This window comes from Miltoncostaea marina (assembly GCF_018141525.1).
Taxonomy (GTDB): domain Bacteria; phylum Actinomycetota; class Thermoleophilia; order Miltoncostaeales; family Miltoncostaeaceae; genus Miltoncostaea; species Miltoncostaea marina.
The window spans coordinates 981,227-1,000,613 of record NZ_CP064655.1 but is presented as its reverse complement, the minus strand read 5'-3'; the positions used below and the strand labels follow the sequence as shown (position 1 = coordinate 1,000,613).

The window sequence follows — 19,387 nt, the reverse complement described above, 5'->3', positions numbered from 1 at the left end:
GCTCATCGGGCCGCGACGGGCGCGCCTGCCTCCAGCCGCCGGGCCACCGCGTCGGCGACCTCCGAGGTGCGGGCGGCGGCCGGGTCGTCGCGTCGCGGCCGCTGATCGTAGGTCAGGTGTCGCCCCTCGGCGAGGACCGCCGCGATCGCGCCCTCGAGCCGGTCGGCCGCGTCGGCCTCGCCGAGGTGGCGCAGCATCAGGACGCCCGAGAGCATCGTGGCCATCGGGTTGGCCCGGTCGGTCCCCGCCAGGTGGGGGGCGCTCCCGTGCCCCGGCTCGAACAGGACCGCGTCGGTGCCGACGTTGACCCCGGGGATCATGCCGGCGCCGCCCACCAGGCCCGCGCAGAGGTCGCTCAGGATGTCGCCGTACTGCATCGGCATCACGAGCACCTGGAACTCCTGCGGCCGCTGGACGAGCTGCGTGCAGATGATGTCGACGGCGCGGTCGTCGAACGCGATGTCGGGGTTCGCCGCGGCCACCTCGCGGGCGACCTCCAGGAAGAGCCCGTCGGTCGCCTTCATGACCGGCGCCTTGTGCACCGCCGTGACGCGGGTGCGCCCGGAGCGTCGCGCGAAGTCGAAGGCGTACTCCACGATCCTGCGGCTCGCGGCCTCGGAGATCGCCTTGATCGTCAGGCCGGAGCCGTCGGCGATCGTCACCCCGAGCACGTCGCGCAGGGCGGCGACCAGCGCCTCCGCCTCCGGCGAGCCGGCGAACGCCTCGACGCCGGCGTAGAGGTCCTCGCTCACGTCGCGCACGACGACCACGTCCACGTCCTCGTAGCGCGAGCGCACGCCCGGGTACGAGCGGCAGGGACGGACGTTGCCGAACATGCCGCTCGCCCGGCGCAGGCCGATGTTCACACTGCGGAAGCCCTTGACCTTCGGCGCCGTGACCGGGCCCTTGAGGGCGACCCGGTTGGCGATCACCGACGCCGGGACGGCGTCGGGCAGCGGCGTGCCCAGGGCCTCCAGCGGGCCCTCGCCCACCGCCTGCACGTCCCAGTCGAACGCGACGCCGGTGGCCTCGAGCACCCGGCGGGTCGCGCCCACGACCTCGGGCCCGATGCCGTCGCCGGGGATCAGGGTGACCCGGTGCGGCGCGCTCATCGGGCCTCCCCCTGCGCGATCACGGTGGCCGGGTCCTCGTGGATCATCCGCTCGGCGGAGGCGGCATCGCGCTCCTCGAAGCGCGCCGCGTCCTCCAGCACGCCGACGATGTCGGCCGCCGGGACCACGACCGCGCCGGTCGCGTCCGCGTAGATCCAGTCGCCCGGCAGCACGCCGACGCCGCCCACCTCGACGGGCACGTCCGGCTCGACCGGCATCACGAGGTTGCCGCCCTGGCGGACGGTCTCGCCGCGGCAGTAGGTGGCGAAGGGGTAGCCGCCGAGCGCGGCGAAGTCGCGCAGCCGCCCGTCGGCGAGCACACCGGCCAGGCCGGTGTGGCGCAGCCGGGAGAGCTTGCGGCCGCCGCCCAGTGCGGAGACGGGGTGGCCCCCGCTCGACATCACGAGCACCGCGCCGATCCCGCCGCGCGCGATCGCGCGGTAGAAGAGCGAGGCGAAGTTGTTGCGCACGGGGTGCTGGACGTCGCGCCGGACCGGCATGAAGCGGATGGTCACCGCCGGGCCGAAGAGCACCCGCCCGGGGGTCGGGCTGACCAGGTCGAGGATGTGCGCCGGGTGGTCGTACCGCTGCGCCATCGCGTCGACCATGGCCGAGCAGGTGACGCGATCCAGCATCGGCAGGAGCGCCTCGCGGGTCGTCGTGCCGAGCGCCTGTTCCATCATTGGGACTCCTCCAGGAATCGCTGTGGGAGCGGTCGTGTGGTCGTGGACGGCGGGGCCGCGCCCCGGCGCGCCCGCCCCAGCGCACGGCGCAGGACGGACCCGGCGAGGGCAGCGGCCCAGAAGGGGTTGAGGGGCGAGGGGTCGAGCCGGCCGCGCGAGTCGAGCGCGACCGCGGCCACGGCGCGCAGCACGGCGCCGGGCCGCTCGCCGCCGGGCCGCCGGAGGGCCTCGACCAGCGCCTGGACCTCGAGGTCGAGGCGCATGTAGGGGCCGGTGCGCGCGAGGCCGTCGAACGGCACGCCGCCGATGCCGAGCGCGACCTCGACGGCCCGCCGCTGGAAGTGGAAGCCGGCGTGGACCGACGCGCTGCTCGTCGCCCCGAGGCGCAGGTTGACGTCGTGCGGGTGGAAGCGGCCCTCGCGCTCCATGAAGCTCACGCCGCTGGGGCCGACGTAGCCGACGTGGTCGAGGAGCGCCTTCGCCGACGCGACCAGCTCGGCCGGCGCGGCGTCCGCCCGCTTCAGGGCGGCCAGCCCGGCGCCCCGCGGCCACTCGCGCAGGACGCGCAGCGGGACGAACTCGAAGACCCCGGCTCCGCGGACGCTCTGGACCACCCAGCGCGGCCCGACGATCCGCTCCTGGACGATGGCGGCGTGGCCGTCGGCGACGAGCTCGGCCACGTACGCGTCACGCTCGGCCGCCGTCGCGACCGCGCGCGGCTTCGCCACGTCGGACCGCGAGGTGCGCGGCTTGACGATGGACGGCAGCGGCGGCCACGGGCCGTCCGGCCCCGCCGCGTCGACCTCCACCGTGCGGGGCGTCGGCAGGCCGAGCGCCGCGGCGGTCTCGGCGAGCCGGCGCTTGTCGCACAGCGTCGCGTACTGGTGGGCCGTGGGCCCGACGATCACGACGGGGCCGATCTCGGCCCCCCGCTCGGCGAGCAGGCGCACGATGTCCTCGTCGATCGGGACGACGGCGTCCACCCCCTCGGCCCGGCAGACGTCGGCCACCCACGCCAGGAAGCGCGTCGGCGCCGCGTCGGGCGACGGATAGCGGCGCGGGGCCGGGCAGGCCGGGGACCGGCCGTCGATCCGACCCTCCTCGTGGGCGCCGATCACGCGGAAGCCCGCGCGGCGCAGCTCGTGGACGGCGTTCGCACCGGCCGGGTAGCCGGTCCACAGCACGAGCACGGTGGCCCGGCTCATCGCTCCCCCCTCCCGGCCGGCGCGCCGGCCGCGATCGTCACGGCGGCGCGACGCAGGCGCCCGCCCTCGCTCCACAGGATCCGGGCGCGGCGCGCGCCCGGGCCGGTCACCCGCACGGCCACCGTCGCCGCCCGCCCGGCGGGCCGCACGACGCGCACGCGGCGGAAGCTCCACGCGACCCGCCCGCGCACGGCCACCCGCCGCCCCACCTCGACCACCACCCGGCGGCCCGCGATCGGCCGGGCCGACCGGATCAGCAGGACCACCCGCCCGCCGGCGGCCGCGCGGCGCGGGCCGCGCAGCGTCAGCCGCAGTCCCAGCGGCGCCTCGGCCGGGGCCGCCGCCCCCGCGGGCGCCACCGCCGGGGCGACCGGCCCGGGCGCCGTCGCGGGCGCCGGGGCGGGCGGCGCCTCGACGACCGGCGGCGCGCCGGGCAGTGGCGGCGGCTGCGGCGGCTGGGAGGAGGGCGGCGACCCGGGGGCGCTCGGCAGCGGCCCCTGGACCAGCCGCACCCGGTAGTGGCGCGCGCCGAGGTCGAGCAGGCCGGCCCCCGAGACGTACACGTCGCCGTCCGGCGACACGTTGACGCCGTGCGGCTCCGCCAGCTCCGCGTCGACCGCCGGCCCGCCGTCGCCGGACGTGGCCGCGACCGGGCCGCCCGCGCCGGCGATCGTCGTGATGCGACCGTCCGGGCCCACCAGCCGGACGCGGTTCGCCCCGCTCTCGGCGATCAGGAAGCCGCCGCCGGGGGCGGCCTCGACGTCGCGCGGGGTCGCGAGCGGCGTCTGCGTCGCGGGGCCGCCGTCGGGGGCGATCGCGTTCGCGCCGGTGCCCGCCACGGTGCTGATGACGCCGTCGGCCCCCACCCGCCGCACCCGGTGGTTGAGCGAGTCGGCGATCAGGAACGCTCCGCCGGGCAGCGCGGCGACGCCGCGCGGCGCGTGGAGCTGCGCGGCCGTGGCCGGCCCGCCGTCGCCCGAGAAGCCGTCGCCGCCGCGACCCGCGACGGTCGCGATGAGGTCGTCGCCGGTGCCGATCCGGGCGTCGGCGCCGGCGGTCACCCGGTGCACCTGCCCGCAGTTCTCGTCGAGCACGAGGTAGCCGCGCCCGCCGGGCTCGACCGCCAGGCCGCGCGGCCAGGTCAGGCGGGCGTCGAGCGCGCGCCCGCTCTGGCGGCCGCAGCCCTCGGCGCCCGATCCCGCGACCGTCCAGATGACGCCGTCCGCGCCGACGCGCCGCACCCGGTGGTTGAACTCGTCGGCGACCAGGAAGCCGCCGTCGCCCGTCAGCACCACGTCGGTCGGGCCGCTCATCCGCGCTTCGATCGCCGGGCCGCCGTCGCCGCCGAAGCCCTCCACGCCGGTGCCCGCGACGGTGGTGATCGTGCCGTCCGGCCACACCCGGCGCACCCGCCCGTCGCCGTACGTCGCCCCGCCGCCGAACTCCACGACGAGGAAGCCACCGTCGGGCAGCGGCGCGACCCGGCGCGGCTTGCGCAGCTCGGCGTCGGTCGCTGCGAGGCCGTCGCCCCCGCTCCCGCCGCCGGCGACGGTCGTGATCGTGCCGGGGCCGCCGGCCGCGGCCGCCCCCGCGGGGAGGGCCGCGAGCGCGGCGAGCGCCGCGACGAGCACCATGACGGCGCCCTGAACGAATGCTCGCTTCTGGCGGATCGGCATGCCCGCGATCGTGCGCCAGTCCGCCGGTCCGCTCTATACCCGTGGGTCCAGGCTCGGCTGTACGGGCGACGGGGCACGGCCCCATCGGGGACTATCGGCCGAGGGGCAACCTCGCCAGCATGCGGTCGACCGCCTCGCCCGGGTCGGCGCGCCGCGCGAGCACGTCGTCGACCACGCGCCCGAGCTCGGGCGCCGGCACGGCCGCGTCGAGGCGCCTGGCGAGCCGTCCGAGCGCCAGCGCCCGCAGCTGGCGGGCGAGGCCCTCGCGCCGCCGGGCCTCGAGCCGGCCCTCCTCGGCGAGGAAGGCGCGGTGGCGCTCGACCTGCTCCCAGAGCTCGGCCACGCCGCCGTCCTCGAGGGCCCGCACGCGCACGATCGGCGGCTTCCAGGGGCCGGACGGCACCAGCCCGAGCGCCGCGCGCAGCTCGCCCACCAGCGCGTCGGCCCCCTCGCGGTCGGCCTTCGTGACCGCGAGCACGTCGGGGATCTCCATGACGCCCGCCTTGATGGCCTGCACGCCGTCACCGCTGCCGGGCATGAGCGTCAGCACGACGGTGTCGGTGAGCGACTGGATCTCCACCTCGTTCTGGCCCGCACCCACGGCCTCGACCAGCACCACGTCGAAGCCGGCGGCGTCGAGCACGAGCACGGCGTCCGCGGTGGCCTCGGCCAGGCCGCCCTGGTGCCCGCGGCTGGCCATCGAGCGGATGAAGACGCCGGGGTCGAGGAAGTGGTCGCTCAGGCGGATGCGGTCGCCGAGCACGGCGCCGCGCGTGAACGGGCTCGTGGGGTCGACGCTCACCACGGCCACCCGCGTGCCCGCCCGGCGCAGGTGGCGCACCAGCGCGCCGATCAGCGTGCTCTTGCCGACGCCCGGAGGGCCGGTGAGGCCCACGCGCCAGGCGCCGCCGGTGCGCGGGTGGAGCGCGGCGGTGAGGGCCCGCCCCTCGGGGCCGAGCCGCTCGACCAGCGAGATGGCGCGGCCGATCGCGCGGCGCTCGCCGGCGCGGACGCCGGCGACCAGCTCCTCGTGGGTCACACGAGCTCCGCGAGCGCGCCGGCGGCGGCGGCGAGGAAGCGCGCGTTCTCCTCCGGGCGGCCGATCGTGACGCGCAGGCAGGACGGCGCGCCGAACGCCCGGGCGGGCCGCACGATCACGCCGCGCGCGAGGAGGGCGGCGCTCATCGCCTGGGCGCGCTCCGGCGCGCCGAGGTCCACGAGCAGGAAGTTGGCGCTGCTCGGCAGCGGCTCGAGCCCCAGCGCGCGCAGCCCCGACGCCGTCATCGCGCGCTCGCCGGCGATGAGCGAGATGCGGCCGGGCAGGTGCTCGTCGGCGTCCTCGAGGCTCGCGACCGCGGCGGCCTGGGCGGTGGAGCTGACGTCGAAGACGTTGCGCACGACGCCGAGCGCCCGCACCAGCGCCGCGGGGCCCATCAGGTAGCCCACGCGCAGGCCCGCCAGGCCGTAGGCCTTCGAGAAGGTGCGCAGCGCCGCCACCGTGCGCCCCTCCGCGACCAGCGCGGCGCCGTCGTGGCCGCCGGCGGGCAGGTACTCGAAGTAGGCCTCGTCGATCACGGGGAGCACGTGGCCCGGCAGCGCGTCGAGGAACCGCCGCAGCTCGTCGGCCGCCACCGCCCCGCCGGTGGGGTTGTTGGGGCTCACCACCACGACCATCTTCGTCCGCGGGCCCACGCGCGCGGCGAGGGCGCCGAGGTCGTAGGAGCCGTCGGCGCGCAGGGGCGCCAGCCGCGTCTCGGCCCCCTGGATCTGGGCGCCGAGGCGCCAGGAGAGGAACGACGGCCAGCCCATCACGACCTCGTCGCCCGGGTCGAGCAGCGCGAGGCTCATCAGCTTGATGAGCCCGTCGACGCCCGCCCCGGGGAGCACGCGAGAGGCGTCGAGGCCCGTGCGGGCGGCGATCGCGTCGCGCAGGGCCCACGCCCCGGCGTCGGGGTAGACCCGGGCGCCGGGCGCCGAGTCGCGGATGGCGGCGAGGGCGCGGGGCATGGGAGGGAACGGCCCCTCGTTCGAGGCGAGCTTCACCACCGACGCGATCCCGGTCTCCCGCTGGACCTCCTCCACGGGGCGGCCCGGCTCGTAGACGTCGACGCCGGCGAGGGCCGGGCGGACGAGGCCGGGCGGCAGGGCGGGCCCGGGCGCGGGCTGCTGGTCGGCGGTCACGGGCGGCGATGCTAATGCACCCGCCGGGGGGAGGCGGGCGGTGGGGCGGGCGGCCCGCCGCGCGCCTAGACTGCGCGGCGTGGGCGACGGACGCGACCTCGGCCTCTTCCCCCTCGACCTAGTGCTGCTGCCGGGCGAGACGGTCCCGCTGCACCTGTTCGAGCCGCGCTACCGCCAGCTCTACGCCGACTGCGTCCTCGACGACCGGCCGTTCGTGCTGGTGCGGTCCGGGCCCACCGGCACCGAGGACGTGGGCTGCGCCGCGCGCTTCGAGACGCTCGTGCAGCGCTTCGACGACGGCCGCCTGGACGTGATCGTGCGCGGCGTCGAGCCGGTGCGGATCGTGGAGGAGACCGAAGGCCGGCTCTACTTCTCCGCCCTCGTCGAGGCGCTCGTGGACGAGCCCGGCGAGCCGCCGGCCGAGCTGGTGGCCGAGGTGGTCAGCCGCATGCGCGACCTGGCCGGCCTGGCGGACGCCGCCGTGCCCGAGACCCCCGAGGGCGTGCCCCTCTCCTACGGGGTCGCCGGCGCCTTCGAGCTGCCCGCGGGCGCCAAGCAGTCGCTGCTCGAGACCCGCGACGAGACGAGCCGCCTGCGCCGGCTCGTGGAGCTGTTCGACGCGATCGCCGGGCAGCTCGAGCACGCCGCAGAGGCCGCGCGACGGGCCGGCACCAACGGCAGGGTGACGACGCCGTGAGCGCGCCGGCCGCGGCCCCGCCGGACGTGGCGGCCGGGTACGCGCGCATCCGCGGCGACCTGCCGACGGCGGTCCGCGGGCGTGCGCGGCTCGTGTGGGTGGAGGGCCCGGACGCCGAGGGGTTCCTGCAGGGCCTGCTGTCGGCCGACGTCGCGCGCCTCGCGCCGGGCGAGGGGGCGCGCGCCCTGATGCTCGACGCGAAGGGCCGCATCGGCGCCGACATGGCCGTGCACCGCGACGCCGGCGACGCCTTCACCCTCGTCGTCGCCCCGGCGCTCGCCGACGGGCTGGCCGAGGCGCTCGAGCGCTACCACTTCTCGGAGGACCTCGAGCTGCTCGGCCCCGAGGAGGCCGACACCCTCACGCTGGCGGGCCTCCCGGCGCCGCCGGGCGGGGTCGCGACGCTGATCGTGCCCGGCCTGGTGCCCGGCACCGCCGAGGCCGTGGTCGACGACCCGGCGGCCGCGCTCGCGGCACTCGCGCGCGCCGGGGCCGAGGAGGCGCCCGGGGCGGCGCTCGAGATGGCCCGCATCGCGGCCGGCGCGCCGCGCGTGGGCGTCGACACGGGGCCGGCCACGCTCGTCCAGGAGGCGGCGCTCGAGGACGTCGCCGTCTCCTTCGACAAGGGCTGCTACCTCGGCCAGGAGACCGTCGCGCGGCTCCAGTACCGGGGGCGCGCCAACCGGCGCCTGCGCGGGCTGCTGCTGCCCGACCCGCCGCCCGCCGCCGGCGCCGCCGTGACGCTGCCGGGCGGGCGCGAGGCGGGCGTCCTCACGAGCGTCGCCGCGACGCCCGACCTGGGACCGGTCGGGCTGGCGGTCCTGCGCCGGGAGGCCGCGCCCGGCGACGAGGTGGCGGTCGCCGGCTCGGACCGCCCGGCGCGGGTGGTCGACCTGCCCTTCGGGCGGCCGTGAGCGACGGCGGGGCGGGCGCGCTGGAGGGGCTGCTCGGCCCCGTGGGCGCGGCCGCGCTCGGCCAGGCCACCCGCGCGCTCGCCCGGGCCACCGACGCCGGCTCCGCGTCGCTGCGCGTCGCCGGGTGGACCGCCGAGGACTGGGCCTTCCGCTTCGAGCTGCCGGGCGCCGGGCGCCACGTGGTGGTTCACGTGCCGCACGACGGCGGCCCCGTGACCCTCCGCGAGGCCGGCTCCGGCCCCGGCCCCCTGGCCCCCGAGGACCTGCGCCGCCCCTGACCCGCCGGCGGCCGGCGCGGAGCCCCGGGCGGCGAGGCCCGGGCTCCGGCGCGGCGCCCTGGCTGGGCGGGGCCGGGTCAGCCCGCGCGGGGCGCGCGCGGGCGCCGTCCCCCATGCCGCCCCGGGCCCCCGCGGTGGCTCCGTCCGCGGCCCGTGGCACACTACGAACATGCGTTCGACGCCCACGCAGAGCCAGCTCCTCCTCTTCCCCGGCGCCCCGGCGCCCGGGGACGCCCAGACCGCCGGCGGCCAGGTCGCCGCCGGCCGCCCCCCGCGCCGGCGCCGGCTCAGCCCGGCGGCCCGCAAGGCGGCGGCGCTCGACCGCCTCGCCGAGGCCGCCGAGCGCGAGCTCGCCGAGGCCTGGCGGGCCGGCGACGCCATGGGCGCCCGCGCCGCCCACGAGCGGGCCCGCGGCGCCCGCCGCGCCGCGGAGCTCCTCCGCGCCGGCCCCAGCGGGGTCGCCGAGGTCCTCGGCGGCCACCACGAGGCCGCGTAGGCCCCGGAGCCGCTGCGGCGGCCACGGGGCCGCCCCGGGGCCGCCCCGGGGCCGCTTCGGGGCCGCCACGCACTCGGCCGCGCGGCGGTCTGGAGCCGCGAGCCGGTCGGATTCTCGGCGCCGTGGCGGCCGATCGAGCCGCCGGGGCCCCGCCCGGGCGGAGGGCGCCGCGGACGACCGCGGCGACGCGGCGGCCGGGCACCACGACGCGAGATGGCCGATTGGACCTCGGCGCGAGGTCCAATCGGACCATCGGGGGTCACGGCCCGGCAGGGCGGCCGACCCGGCGCCGAGCGGCCCGTGGGAGCGGATCGAGACGCGGCCGCGCCCGGCACGCCGGCGACGTGGGGCGCGGGCCCACCGCCGGCCGCGGCGCGCCCGGGTCAGGCGAAGATGATCTCGTCCTCCAGCTCGCCCTCGCGCAGGCGGCCCTCGATCTTCTCGAACGCCAGCTCGTGCAGCACCGGCAGCAGCTGGTCGATCGGCGCATCGAGCACCGACGCGTCGCGGAACTGCACCGAGACCCGGCCCACGAAGCACGTCTTGACCCCGACGACCTCGCCGTCGCTCAGCACGCGCACCTCGAAGCCCCAGAGCATCGTGGGGCCCTCCGAGAGCGAGGTCCGCAGCGGCTGCGGATCGAGCTCGAACTGCCTTCCCTCAACCTCGACTCGACGCTGAGTCATATGTCGATCACCTCTCCGCTTCGCGTCACGGCGGCCGCCGCCCCGCCTCTGCGCGGATCGCCGGCGCCCTCCGGCCCGCCGGGCCCCCGCGCGGCGACGCTGACACCGCCGAAGAACAGGTTCATCTCGCCCCAGCGACGCAGCTCGTGGCCGTCGGCCGCGAGCGCGTCGGCCGCCGCCCCCGGGACGCCGCCCTCGACGTCGACCCCGCGCCCCTCGGGATGCACGCGCGGGCGACGCACCGCGTCGGCCGCGCCCATCCCGCCGTCCACGATAGCGACCAGCGTCTGCAGGATGGCCGACCGCAGGCGGTTGCTGCCCGCCGAGCCGATCACCAGCACCGGCTCGCCGTCGCGCAGCAGCAGGCTGGGCGCCATCATCGAGGTCATCCGCCGCCCGGGCGCGATGCGGCCGAAGCCGCCGGGGTTGAGATCCTCCTCCCCCAGCATGTTGTTGAGCAGCACGCCGGTGCCCGGCACGACCACCCCCGAGCCCGAGCCGTTCGAGCTCGACAGGCCGGCCATGCCGCCGTCGGCGTCGACCGCGCTCACGTGCGTCGTCGACCCCGCCGGCTTGCGCCCCTCCGGCGGCCCGGGCGAGGCGCCGCCGCGGCCGGCCGCGGCGCGACGGGCCCACAGGCGCTCCATGAAGTCCTCCTCCCAGAGGTCGTCCGGGAAGGCCTCGTCGCGCAGCGCGTTGGCGGCGGCGCCGGCGCGCGCGACGGCCCGGTAGTGGCCGACCTCGTCGGCGGGGGGCGGGCCCGCCTCCATCTCGTGCAGCGCGGCCGCGATCAGGGCGCCCCCGGACGACGGCGGCGGGTTGGTGAGGAGCTCGGCGCCGCGGTAGGCGACGCGCAGCGGCATGCGCTCGACGACCTCGTAGCGCAGCAGGTCCTCGCGGGTGACGAGGCCGCCGGCCGCCGCCATGTGGTCGGCCAGCGCCGCGGCGAGCACCCCGTCGCGGAAGGTCGCCGGCCCCGCGGCGCCGATGTGACGCAGGGTGCCGGCCAGGTCGGGGAAGCGCACCCGGTCGCCCGCCCCCAGCAGCCGCCCGCCCGGGGCGTAGACCGCCGCCGCCTCCGGCGTGGCGGTCAGCATCTCGCCGAGGATCGCGTGGAGGTAGGCCGCCTCGCGGGTCAGCACGACGCCCTCCCCCGCGATGCGGACCGCCGGCGCCACGATCTCGGCGAGCGGGAGACGTCCCAGGCGCGCCACCGCCTCGCCGACGCCGGCGACGAGCCCCGGCACCCCCACGGAGGCCGGGCCGATGTGGAACTCCTGGTCGGCCCCGCCGAAGGGGACGGTGAAGGAGCGCAGGTCGCCCGGGTCGAGCCGCCGGCCGGCGGGGCCGAGCCCCGGCACGGCGACGAAGAAGTCGAGCAGCGTGGTGCGCCCGCCGGGGTCGCGCGCGATGAGGAAGCCGCCGGCCCCCGGCCCGGTGAGCGGGCTCTCGGCGACCGCGCCCGCCAGGGCCGCCGCGCAGACGGCGTCGACCGCCCCTCCGCCGCGCGCGAGGATCTCGGCGCCCGCCCGGGCGGTCAGTCGGTGCCCGGCCGCGACCACCCCCACGGGCGCGTCACGCCGGCCGCTCGTTACGCCGCGCCCTCCGGCTCGCCGCCCGGGTCGGGGCGGCGCATCGTCGTGGTGGCGTCCCCCTCGGGCCCCGGGTGCTCGACGTCGAACACGCGCGGGCCGCCGCCCGAGGCCGGGTACGGCAGGTCGAAGCGCGAGACGCGCTCCACGCGCACCGGGCGCGGGCCCTCGCGACGGGGCGGCTCGGGCTCGGATGCCGCCGGCCGCGCGGGCTCGGGCTCCTCGGGCGGCGCCGGCGGCGGCCCCGCCCGGACGCCGGAGAAGTTGGCGGCCACCACGGTCACCCAGACCTGGCCGGAGAGCTCCGGGTCGATGGTCGCGCCGAAGATGATGTTCGCGTCGGGGTCGGCGGCGTCGGCGACCACGCGGGCCGCCTCGCTCACCTCGACCAGCGACAGGTCGGGGCCGCCGGTGAGGCCGAGCAGGATGCCCTTCGCGCCGTCGATCGGGGTCTCGAGCAGCGGCGAGGCGATCGCCTGCAGGGCGGCCTCGCTCGCCCGGTTGCCGCCGCCCGCGTAGCCGATGCCGAGCAGCGCCGTGCCGGCGCCGCGGATGATCGTGCGCACGTCGGCGAAGTCGAGGTTGATGAGGCCGGGGAGCGTGATCATGTCGCAGATCCCCTGCACGCCCTGGCGCAGCAGGTCGTCGGCCACCTTGAAGGCCTCGACCATGCTCGTGCCGCGCTCGAGCACCGACATGAGGCGGTCGTTCGGGATGACGATCACCGTGTCGGCGGACTCCTGGAGGCGCGCGAGCCCCTCCTCGGCGGCGCGCCCGCGCCGGCCGCCCTCGAAGCCGAACGGGCGGGTGACCACGGCGACGGTCAGCGCGCCCATCTCGCGGGCGACCTTCGCCACGTGCGGGGCGCCGCCCGAGCCGGTGCCGCCGCCCTCGCCGGCGGCGATGAACACGAGGTCGCTGCCGCGCAGCGCGCGGCGGATGTGGTCCTCGCTCTCGCGCACCGCCTGCTCGCCGAGGTGGATGTCGCCGCCCGTGCCCAGGCCGCGGGTCAGCTCGAGGCCGACCGGGATGCGGACGTCCGCCTCGCTCTCCTCGAGCGCCTGGCGGTCGGTGTTGATGGTGATGAACTCCACCCCGCGCAGGCCGGCCTCGATCATCCGGTTGACGGCGTTGCCGCCGGCGCCGCCCACGCCCACGACGCGGATGACCGCGACGTAGTTGCCGTCGGCGCCGTAGTGGAGGGCCTCCGCCTCGGCCGGCCCGGCGGCGGGCGCGTCGGGCGCGGGCTCCGTGCGCCGGAACAGCTCCGACAGCGGGCCCTCGCGCATGCTGGGCCGCCCGCCCCGCGTGCTCACGCCGCGGCCTCCCTCGCGCCCCCCGGCAGCGCCACCCCGGCCGGGCCGGCGGCCACCTCGCGCGCGAGCGCCCGGTACCAGCGGGCCGCCTGGCTCGACGGGTCGTAGCGGATGACGCTCTGGCCCTGCACGGGCGCCTCGGCGAAGCGGATCGTCTTGCCCACCCGCGTCCGGTAGACGCGGTCGCCGAAGTTCTCCTCGAGGAGGGCCACCGCCTCGCGGCCGTGGATCGTCCGTCCGTCGTACATCGTCGGGAGGATACCCACGATGTCGACGTCGGGGTTGAGGTTCTCCCGCACCTGCCGCAGCGTCTCGCGCAGCTGGGCCAGCCCGCGCAGCGAGAGGTACTCGCACTGCACCGGCACGATGACGCCGTCGGCGGCCACCATCGCGTTGATCGTGAGCAGGCCGAGCGACGGCGGGGTGTCGAGCAGGATGTAGTCGTAGAGCTCGCGCACGGGGCGCAGGGCGCGCTCGAGGGCCCGCTCGCGGCCGATCATCGCCGACAGCGCCAGCTCGGCGCCGGCCAGCTCGATGCCGGCGGGGGCCACGTCGATCTCGCGCACCTGCAGGATCTCGGTGATCGAGGCCGCGCCGGTCAGCACGTGGTACATGCCGCGGCCGAGGTCCTCGACGTCGATCCCCTGGCTCATCGACAGGTTGCTCTGCGGGTCGAGATCGACGGCGAGCACGCGGGCGCCCAGGTCCTTCAGGGCGACCCCGAGGTTGAGCGTCGTCGTTGTCTTCGCGACCCCGCCCTTCTGGTTGGCCAGGGCGAGGACTCGGGCGGGACGGGGCATCGAGCGGCACCTTCGTGGCGTCGGTTGACCCCCGCTCGTTTCTCCGCCCGGGCGCGTTCTCCTTGCGGGTCGCGCGGCGGCCGTCGCGCGGCGCCCGCTCAGTCGGGCGGCAGCTCCAGCCGGCGCTGCCCCGCCCAGGCCGCCGCCTGCGAGCGGCGCTGGAAGCCGAGCTTGCGCAGCAGCTGGCTGACGTGGTTGCGCACCGTCTTCTCCGAGAGGTGCAGCACCTCGCCGATGGCGCGGTTGGTGTAGCCCTCGGCGATGAGGGCCAGCATGCGGCGCTCCCGGTCGGTGAGGCCCGCGAGCTCGGCCTCCGCCTGCTTGGCGGACAGCTCGCGGAACTGGGACAGCAGGGCGCCCGCGGCCCGCGGGTCGAGCGTCGACTCGCCGGCGGCCGCCTCACGGATCGCCTGGGTGAGCCGCTCGGCGTCTGCCTGCTTGAGCAGGTAGCCGCTCGCGCCCGCCATCACGGCGCCCACGATCGCCTCCTCGTCCGAGTACGAGGTGAGCATCACGACACGGGCCTCGGGGTGGTCCGCCTTGATGCGGCGGCAGGCCTCGACCCCGCTGCCGTCGGGCAGCCGGACGTCCATCAGCACCACGTCGGGGCGGGTCTGCTCGTTGAGCTGCACGGCCTCGGCGGCGGTCTGCGCCTCGCCGACCACCCGGAAGCCGGCGGTGTGGCTCAGCAGCGAGCGCAGCCCGATCCGGACCACGGCGTGGTCGTCGACGATGAGGACGCGGATCGGATCCGCGGGGACGGTGCTCATGGAAGGCTCACCTCGCGCTGGGAGTCGGTCACTGGCGACGCGTCGCCGTCGGGCTCGTCGCTGTCGAGCGGCACGGCGAGCGTGACGCGCGTCCCGCGGCCCGGCGCGGGGTCGATGGTCAGGCGGCCGCCGAGGCGGCGGGCCCGCTCGCGCATGTTGCGGACGCCCTGGTGGCGGCCGGGCACGGGCTCGGCCGCCAGCTCGCCGGGCCCGCGCCCGTCGTCGGTGACGACCAGGTCGAGCTCGTCGGCGGCGAAGACCAGGTGCACGGTCACCTTGCAGGGGCCCGCGTGGCGGGCGGTGTTCGTGAGGGCCTCGCGCAGGATCTGCGAGAGGTGCTTGCCGGCCTCCTCGGGCAGCGGGCCGGCGGCGGCCACGCCCTCGACGTCGAACCGCACGTCGCGCCCGGTCTCGGCGGCGAAGCGGCGGGTGAGGTCGCCCAGGCTGGCCGCGATGCCCTCGGGGGTGGCGGGCGGCTCGTCGAGCGCCCGGATGTAGTCGCGGATGCCGTCCGTGGCGGCGTTGAGGTCGCTCACCACCTCGCGCACCTCGGCGCGCACCGACGCGTCGCCGGTGCGGATGGCGATCGACTCGAGGTGCAGGCCCGCCGCGTAGATCGACTGGATCGTGCCGTCGTGCAGGTCGCGCCGGAAGCGGGCGCGCTCCTCCGCGATGGCCCGCGCCCGGTCGAGCGCCTCGAGCTGCTGCTTGGCCTCGACCTCGAAGATCTCGAGCAGCTTGACCGCGAGCACGCACAGCGCGAGCCCGGCGGTGCCGCGCATCACCTCGAGCGGCAGGCCGGTGAGGTCGAACCAGCCCTGCGCGTGGCCGATGCCGCCGGGGGCGATCGGGCCGTCGGGCACGATCAGCCCCGAGACGACCGCGTACAGCGCCAGCACCGCCGCGGCCGCCCCCGCGTACGGCTTGATGCCCGGCATCCCGGCGTCGCCGAGCTCGGCGCGCTGGCGCCAGAGCCCCACGGCAGCCATCAGCCCGCCGGGGAAGAGCAGCGTGTAGCGGGCGAGCGCGACCACCGCCTGCTCCCACTCGGCGACGCCCCAGTCGGCGGGGCCCGCCGCGAGCGCGGTGCCGAGGAGGATGCCGCCGGCCACCGTCGCCGACAGGGCGGTGAGCAGGCGGCGGGTCATGCGCGGCGGCGTCAGCAGGCGGATGCCGAACTGCACCAGGAAGCAGAAGGCCAGCACCTGGACCGCCGCGCGCAGCACGAGCAGGCCCTCGATGAGGCCCTCGTCCATGTAGCTCTCCTGGATCGGCACGAAGACGTGCCCCCAGACCGCCAGCGCCTCGACGAAGGCGAACGCGGCCAGCCAGATGAGCGAGGACGAGAGGGTCAGCCGCGTGGCGCGCCGTCGCTGCAGCCACACGGCGAAGCCGAGCGTGAAGAAGACGAGGCCCTGCGCGAACAGGATGATCGTCTCGTTCTGGGTGAAGAACTCGCGCACGCGGCGCACCCGCTCTCATGCGCCCGGGACACGGGCGCGGCGGGCGGCGCACGACGCACCCCCGCCGCGGCGTCCGTCCCGGGATACGGACCTCGGACGTACCGAGTGTAGCGCCCGGGCCGCCGGCCGCCCCCCCGGCTGCTAGCCGCCCTCCCGGTGCAGGGCCTCCAGCCGGGCGCGCATGCTGGCGAGCACGTCGTCGCCGGCGGCCTCCACGATCTTCGGCTCGTCGAGCAGCGCGCGCCGCTCGACGACCGAGATGCGGTTCGTCACGTACGGGTCCTCCATCACCTGCCGCAGATCCCGTCCGGCGCTGAGCTGTCCCGCGACGTAGTCGACCAGGCGCTTGTGCTTGGCCGACTCCGTCTGCAGCAGGTGCGCGACCTCGTCCTCGATGCCCATCAGAAGGTCTCGATCCGGAGACTGCTGGCCCCCGCCATGCGGCGCAGGCGGGCGACGCGCTCCTCCATCGGCGGGTGGGTCGAGAACATGCGGGCGATGCCGCCGCCCCCGCCCCCGCGCGCGTGTGACGCCAGCGGGTTGACGATGTAGAGCGGCTCGGCGGCCTGGTTGACCCGCATGGGGATCGCCGCCGCGCCGCGGTGGAGGGTCTCGAGGGCGTCGGCCAGCGCGTTGGGGTCGCCGATCAGCTCGGCGCCGGTCGCGTCGGCCACGTACTCGCGCTGGCGCGAGACGGCCATCTGGATGATCAGCGCCGCGATGGGCGCCAGGATGATCGTGGCGAGCGTTCCGACGATGCCCAGCGGGTTCTCGTCGTCGCCGCCGAAGAAGAGGGAGAACTGCAGGAAGTTCGCGATCGCGGAGATCGCGCCCGCCACCATCGCGGCGATGCTCGCGATGAGGATGTCGCGGTTCTTGATGTGCGCCATCTCGTGGGCGAGCACGCCCTCGAGCTCGCGGGCGCTCAGCGCCCGCTGGATGCCGGCGGTCACCGCGACCGCGGCGTGCTTGGGGTTGCGCCCGGTGGCGAAGGCGTTCGGCTGCTCGGCGGGGGTCACGTAGACACCCGGCTTCGGCACGCCGGCCCGCTCGGCCAGCTGCTCGACCATGCGGTGCAGCTCGGGCTCCTCCGCCTGGCTGACCTCGACGGCGCGGCTCATCTTGAGCGCCATCGGCCCGCTGAACCAGTACATCGCGAAGTTGAAGACGATCGCGATCGCGGCGAACACCACGAGGCCGCCCGCGCCGCCGATCAGGTACCCGATCGCGAGCAACAGCCCGGTGAGGGCCGCGACGAGCAGGAACGTCTTGACGTTGTTGCCCGCCTTGTACGAGGCGAGGTTCATTCATCCCTCCTTGGGACTCTCCGGCCGCCTCTCCGTCGTCGGCCGGTGATCCGAGTATAGGAGGGCGGTCCACGCGCTCACCACGCCCCCGATTGGCGCACGGTTAAGGGGTTCGCGCGCGCCCGCGCGGGGAGCCGGGTCGCCGCGTGCGGTCCGCACGCGGGGCGGCAGGCGGCCGCGCCGGCCCCGGCCCGGGTGCGCGTCCGCGGCCCTCCGCCGCGTCACCCGGGGCGCCCCGCCGCATCACGGGCGCAAACGGCCCGTTCCGCAGGCGCCTCGTGGCGTGCGCCAATTGGCGCGCGCCGCTCGCGCCAATCGCGCACGGCGCCGCGCCGACCGGCGCGGCTAGCCTTGGGCCGTGCGGCTGGTGGCCCTCATCGCGTGCGTGCTCGCCGTCTGCGCCTGCGGCCCTCAGGGGCCGGCCGACGAGGGCGGGGCGCCGGCCCGGCCGCTCGAGGTGCTGACCACCCTGCCCAGCCCGGGCGACCTGCGGGGGGAGCCGGCGCAGGAGGTCGACCCGGCCGGCCTGGCGCGGGCGATGACCGGCGCCGACGACCCGCGGCTGACCGAGGCCGTCGGCGAGCAGGCGCCCCGGGCGGCCGCCGTGCGGCGGTGGACCGACCCGCGCGGCGGCGAGCTGGTGGCGGCGGTGAGCGTCTGGGGCTCGCACGTGGTGGCGACGGGCATCGGCTCGGACCTCGCCGCCCGGCTCGTGGACGACGGCGGGCGCTCGTGGACGCCCGCCGGGGTGCCCGCCGCCCGCGGCGCCCGGCGCGGCGAGGGCGCCCGGGCGGAGCGACGCCTGGGCCACGCGATCGGGCCGAACGCGCTCTACGTGCGCGCCACCGGCGACGTGGGCGAGGCGGTCGCCGTGCGGGCGATGGAGCGGATGATCCTCGTCGTGGAGGGCCAGACCGGCTCGCTGCGCAGCCGCGACTGACGGCGCGCCGCCGCGGCCCGCGGCTACGCGGCCGCCGGCAGGCGCCCCGCGCGCTCGGTCTCGTCGCGCAACCAGGCGGCCAGGCCGGCGTCCAGCTGGCCGCGCACGAGCCGCCACGCCCAGTTGCCCCCGGCCACGCCCGGGGTGTTGAGCCGGGCCTCCGAGCCCAGGCCGAGCAGGTCCTGGGCCGTGAGGATGGCGAGCCCCGCCGGCGACGAGAGGGCGAGGCGCATCATCGCCCGGTGGGGCGGCTCGCCGTGGATGCCCGCCGCCTCGGCGGCCCGGGTCAGCGCCCCGCGCGCGCGGTCGCCCGCCGAGGCCCACCAGCCGGCGGACGTGTCGTTGTCGTGCGTGCCCGCGTACGCCACGCACCGGCGGGGGTGGTTCTCCGGGCGGTGCGGGTTGCGCGGGCCGCCGGGGAACGCGAAGTGCAGCACGCGCATGCCCGGCAGGCCGAGGCGCTCCATGAGGCGGGTGACCGGCTCGGTGATGACGCCGAGGTCCTCGGCCACGAGCGGCAGCGAGCCGAGCCGCTCGCGCGCCGCCTCCACCACGCGGGCCCCCGGGCCCCGGTGCCAGCGCCCCGACCGCGCGGTGCGGGCGCCGCGCGGCACCCCCCACCAGGCCACGAAGGCGCGGAAGTGGTCGACCCGGGTGGCGTCGTGGAGCTCGCGGGTGCGCGCCAGGCGCTCGATCCACCACCGGTCGCCGCCGCGGCGCAGCGCGGTCCAGTCGTAGGTCGGGTTGCCCCACAGCTGGCCGTCGTCGCTGAAGGCGTCGGGCGGCACCCCGGCCACGAGGTCGTCGCGGAAGATCTCCGGGTGCGCCGACACGTCGACCGCCCCCGGGGCCACGTAGAACGGCAGGTCGCCCAGGATCCGCACGCCCCGCTCGCGGGCGTGCGCGCGCACCTCGGCCCACTCCCGGTCGAAGCGCACCTGGTCGTCGAGGGCCTCGCGCCCGCGCTCGCCGGCCCAGTCGTCGATCCAGTAGGCGCAACGGTCGTGGAAGTCGGCGCGCTCGGCCGCCGTCACCCGCGCCCGGGGGCGCGCGAGCACGTCGGTGCGGCCGGCGAACGCGGACGGGCTGGCGTACGGCGAGCCGTTCTCGTCGGGCGGCGTGAGCGGCAGGATCTGCCACCAGGACTGCCCGGCGTCGGCCAGCCAGTCGATGAACGCGCGGGCCTCCGCGAGCGTGCCGCCCGGCAGCGAGCCGACGTGCAGCAGCACGCCGGAGCCGCGCAGGTGCGTGGGGTCGTCGGTCACGTGTGT

20 protein-coding genes are annotated in these 19,387 nt (G+C 77.5%); 5 read left to right on the top strand and 15 right to left on the bottom strand.

Translation table 11 applies throughout. The features are described 5' to 3' along the window. Positions 1-2: 2 nt before the first annotated feature. The 6 genes from ITJ85_RS04970 to ITJ85_RS04945 all read right to left on the bottom strand — a co-directional run bounded on the left by ITJ85_RS04970 (position 3) and on the right by ITJ85_RS04945 (position 6,857). Positions 3-1,112 (bottom strand): isocitrate/isopropylmalate dehydrogenase family protein, encoded by a 1,110-nt coding sequence (locus ITJ85_RS04970; RefSeq protein WP_217915252.1) that lies wholly within the window; start codon positions 1,110-1,112, stop codon positions 3-5. Beyond that, positions 1,109-1,792 (bottom strand): RraA family protein, encoded by a 684-nt coding sequence (locus ITJ85_RS04965; RefSeq protein WP_217915251.1) that lies wholly within the window; start codon positions 1,790-1,792, stop codon positions 1,109-1,111. Before ITJ85_RS04965 ends, ITJ85_RS04970 begins: the two co-directional genes overlap by 4 nt. After that, on the bottom strand, positions 1,792-3,000 hold the full coding sequence (locus tag ITJ85_RS04960) for an ATP-grasp domain-containing protein (RefSeq protein WP_217915250.1): 1,209 nt from the start codon (positions 2,998-3,000) through the stop codon (positions 1,792-1,794). The genes ITJ85_RS04965 and ITJ85_RS04960 overlap by 1 nt, the downstream gene beginning before the upstream one ends. Further along, entirely contained in the window at positions 2,997-4,676 is a 1,680-nt protein-coding gene (locus tag ITJ85_RS04955; protein WP_217915249.1) for an NHL repeat-containing protein, read from the bottom strand. Before ITJ85_RS04955 ends, ITJ85_RS04960 begins: the two co-directional genes overlap by 4 nt. A gap of 91 nt (positions 4,677-4,767) precedes the next feature. Continuing rightward, positions 4,768-5,715 carry a methylmalonyl Co-A mutase-associated GTPase MeaB gene (gene meaB / locus ITJ85_RS04950; protein ID WP_217915248.1) on the bottom strand — a complete coding sequence of 316 codons (948 nt, stop codon included), beginning with the start codon at positions 5,713-5,715 and terminating at the stop codon, positions 4,768-4,770. After that, positions 5,712-6,857 (bottom strand): pyridoxal phosphate-dependent aminotransferase, encoded by a 1,146-nt coding sequence (locus ITJ85_RS04945; RefSeq protein WP_217915247.1) that lies wholly within the window; start codon positions 6,855-6,857, stop codon positions 5,712-5,714. Before ITJ85_RS04945 ends, meaB begins: the two co-directional genes overlap by 4 nt. Before the next feature lie 79 nt (positions 6,858-6,936). On the opposite strand from ITJ85_RS04945, the gene ITJ85_RS04940 reads away from it, so the two are divergent. The 4 genes from ITJ85_RS04940 (at position 6,937) to ITJ85_RS04925 (ending at position 9,242) form a co-directional block, all read left to right on the top strand. Beyond that, entirely contained in the window at positions 6,937-7,554 is a 618-nt protein-coding gene (locus ITJ85_RS04940; protein ID WP_217915246.1) for an LON peptidase substrate-binding domain-containing protein, read from the top strand. Beyond that, a complete protein-coding gene (gene ygfZ, locus ITJ85_RS04935; protein WP_217915245.1) occupies positions 7,551-8,468 on the top strand; it encodes a CAF17-like 4Fe-4S cluster assembly/insertion protein YgfZ in 918 nt (305 codons plus the stop codon). The genes ITJ85_RS04940 and ygfZ overlap by 4 nt, the downstream gene beginning before the upstream one ends. Continuing rightward, positions 8,465-8,746 (top strand): hypothetical protein, encoded by a 282-nt coding sequence (locus ITJ85_RS04930; protein ID WP_217915244.1) that lies wholly within the window; start codon positions 8,465-8,467, stop codon positions 8,744-8,746. Before ygfZ ends, ITJ85_RS04930 begins: the two co-directional genes overlap by 4 nt. Before the next feature lie 169 nt (positions 8,747-8,915). Then, a complete protein-coding gene (locus tag ITJ85_RS04925) occupies positions 8,916-9,242 on the top strand; it encodes a hypothetical protein (protein WP_217915243.1) in 327 nt (108 codons plus the stop codon). A 383-nt stretch (positions 9,243-9,625) separates the two neighbouring features. Here ITJ85_RS04925 and ITJ85_RS04920 read toward each other — a convergent pair whose 3' ends face one another. The 8 genes from ITJ85_RS04920 to ITJ85_RS04885 form a co-directional block, all read right to left on the bottom strand. After that, positions 9,626-9,928: a hypothetical protein gene (locus ITJ85_RS04920; protein ID WP_217915242.1), complete on the bottom strand. Its 303-nt coding sequence runs from the start codon at positions 9,926-9,928 to the stop codon at positions 9,626-9,628. Beyond that, entirely contained in the window at positions 9,925-11,496 is a 1,572-nt protein-coding gene (locus ITJ85_RS04915) for a gamma-glutamyltransferase (protein ID WP_217915241.1), read from the bottom strand. The genes ITJ85_RS04920 and ITJ85_RS04915 overlap by 4 nt, the downstream gene beginning before the upstream one ends. Before the next feature lie 23 nt (positions 11,497-11,519). Continuing rightward, positions 11,520-12,836, bottom strand: coding sequence for a cell division protein FtsZ (gene ftsZ, locus ITJ85_RS04910; RefSeq protein ID WP_217915240.1), 1,317 nt, complete (start codon positions 12,834-12,836; stop codon positions 11,520-11,522). Then, positions 12,833-13,636, bottom strand: coding sequence for a ParA family protein (locus tag ITJ85_RS04905; RefSeq protein WP_217915239.1), 804 nt, complete (start codon positions 13,634-13,636; stop codon positions 12,833-12,835). Before ITJ85_RS04905 ends, ftsZ begins: the two co-directional genes overlap by 4 nt. Before the next feature lie 98 nt (positions 13,637-13,734). After that, positions 13,735-14,406, bottom strand: coding sequence for a response regulator (locus ITJ85_RS04900; protein WP_217915238.1), 672 nt, complete (start codon positions 14,404-14,406; stop codon positions 13,735-13,737). Further along, entirely contained in the window at positions 14,403-15,878 is a 1,476-nt protein-coding gene (locus ITJ85_RS04895; RefSeq protein ID WP_217915237.1) for a sensor histidine kinase, read from the bottom strand. The genes ITJ85_RS04900 and ITJ85_RS04895 overlap by 4 nt, the downstream gene beginning before the upstream one ends. A 132-nt stretch (positions 15,879-16,010) precedes the next feature. Next, positions 16,011-16,271 carry a hypothetical protein gene (locus tag ITJ85_RS04890; protein ID WP_217915236.1) on the bottom strand — a complete coding sequence of 87 codons (261 nt, stop codon included), beginning with the start codon at positions 16,269-16,271 and terminating at the stop codon, positions 16,011-16,013. Continuing rightward, positions 16,271-17,176 carry a zinc metalloprotease HtpX gene (locus tag ITJ85_RS04885; RefSeq protein WP_217915235.1) on the bottom strand — a complete coding sequence of 302 codons (906 nt, stop codon included), beginning with the start codon at positions 17,174-17,176 and terminating at the stop codon, positions 16,271-16,273. The genes ITJ85_RS04890 and ITJ85_RS04885 overlap by 1 nt, the downstream gene beginning before the upstream one ends. Before the next feature lie 358 nt (positions 17,177-17,534). On the opposite strand from ITJ85_RS04885, the gene ITJ85_RS04880 reads away from it, so the two are divergent. Further along, positions 17,535-18,116: a hypothetical protein gene (locus ITJ85_RS04880; RefSeq protein WP_217915234.1), complete on the top strand. Its 582-nt coding sequence runs from the start codon at positions 17,535-17,537 to the stop codon at positions 18,114-18,116. A gap of 23 nt (positions 18,117-18,139) precedes the next feature. Here the strand turns inward: ITJ85_RS04880 and ITJ85_RS04875 are convergent, their stop codons facing one another. Further along, a complete protein-coding gene (locus tag ITJ85_RS04875; protein ID WP_217915233.1) occupies positions 18,140-19,381 on the bottom strand; it encodes a 4-alpha-glucanotransferase in 1,242 nt (413 codons plus the stop codon). Between the last annotated feature and the right edge of the window lie 6 nt (positions 19,382-19,387).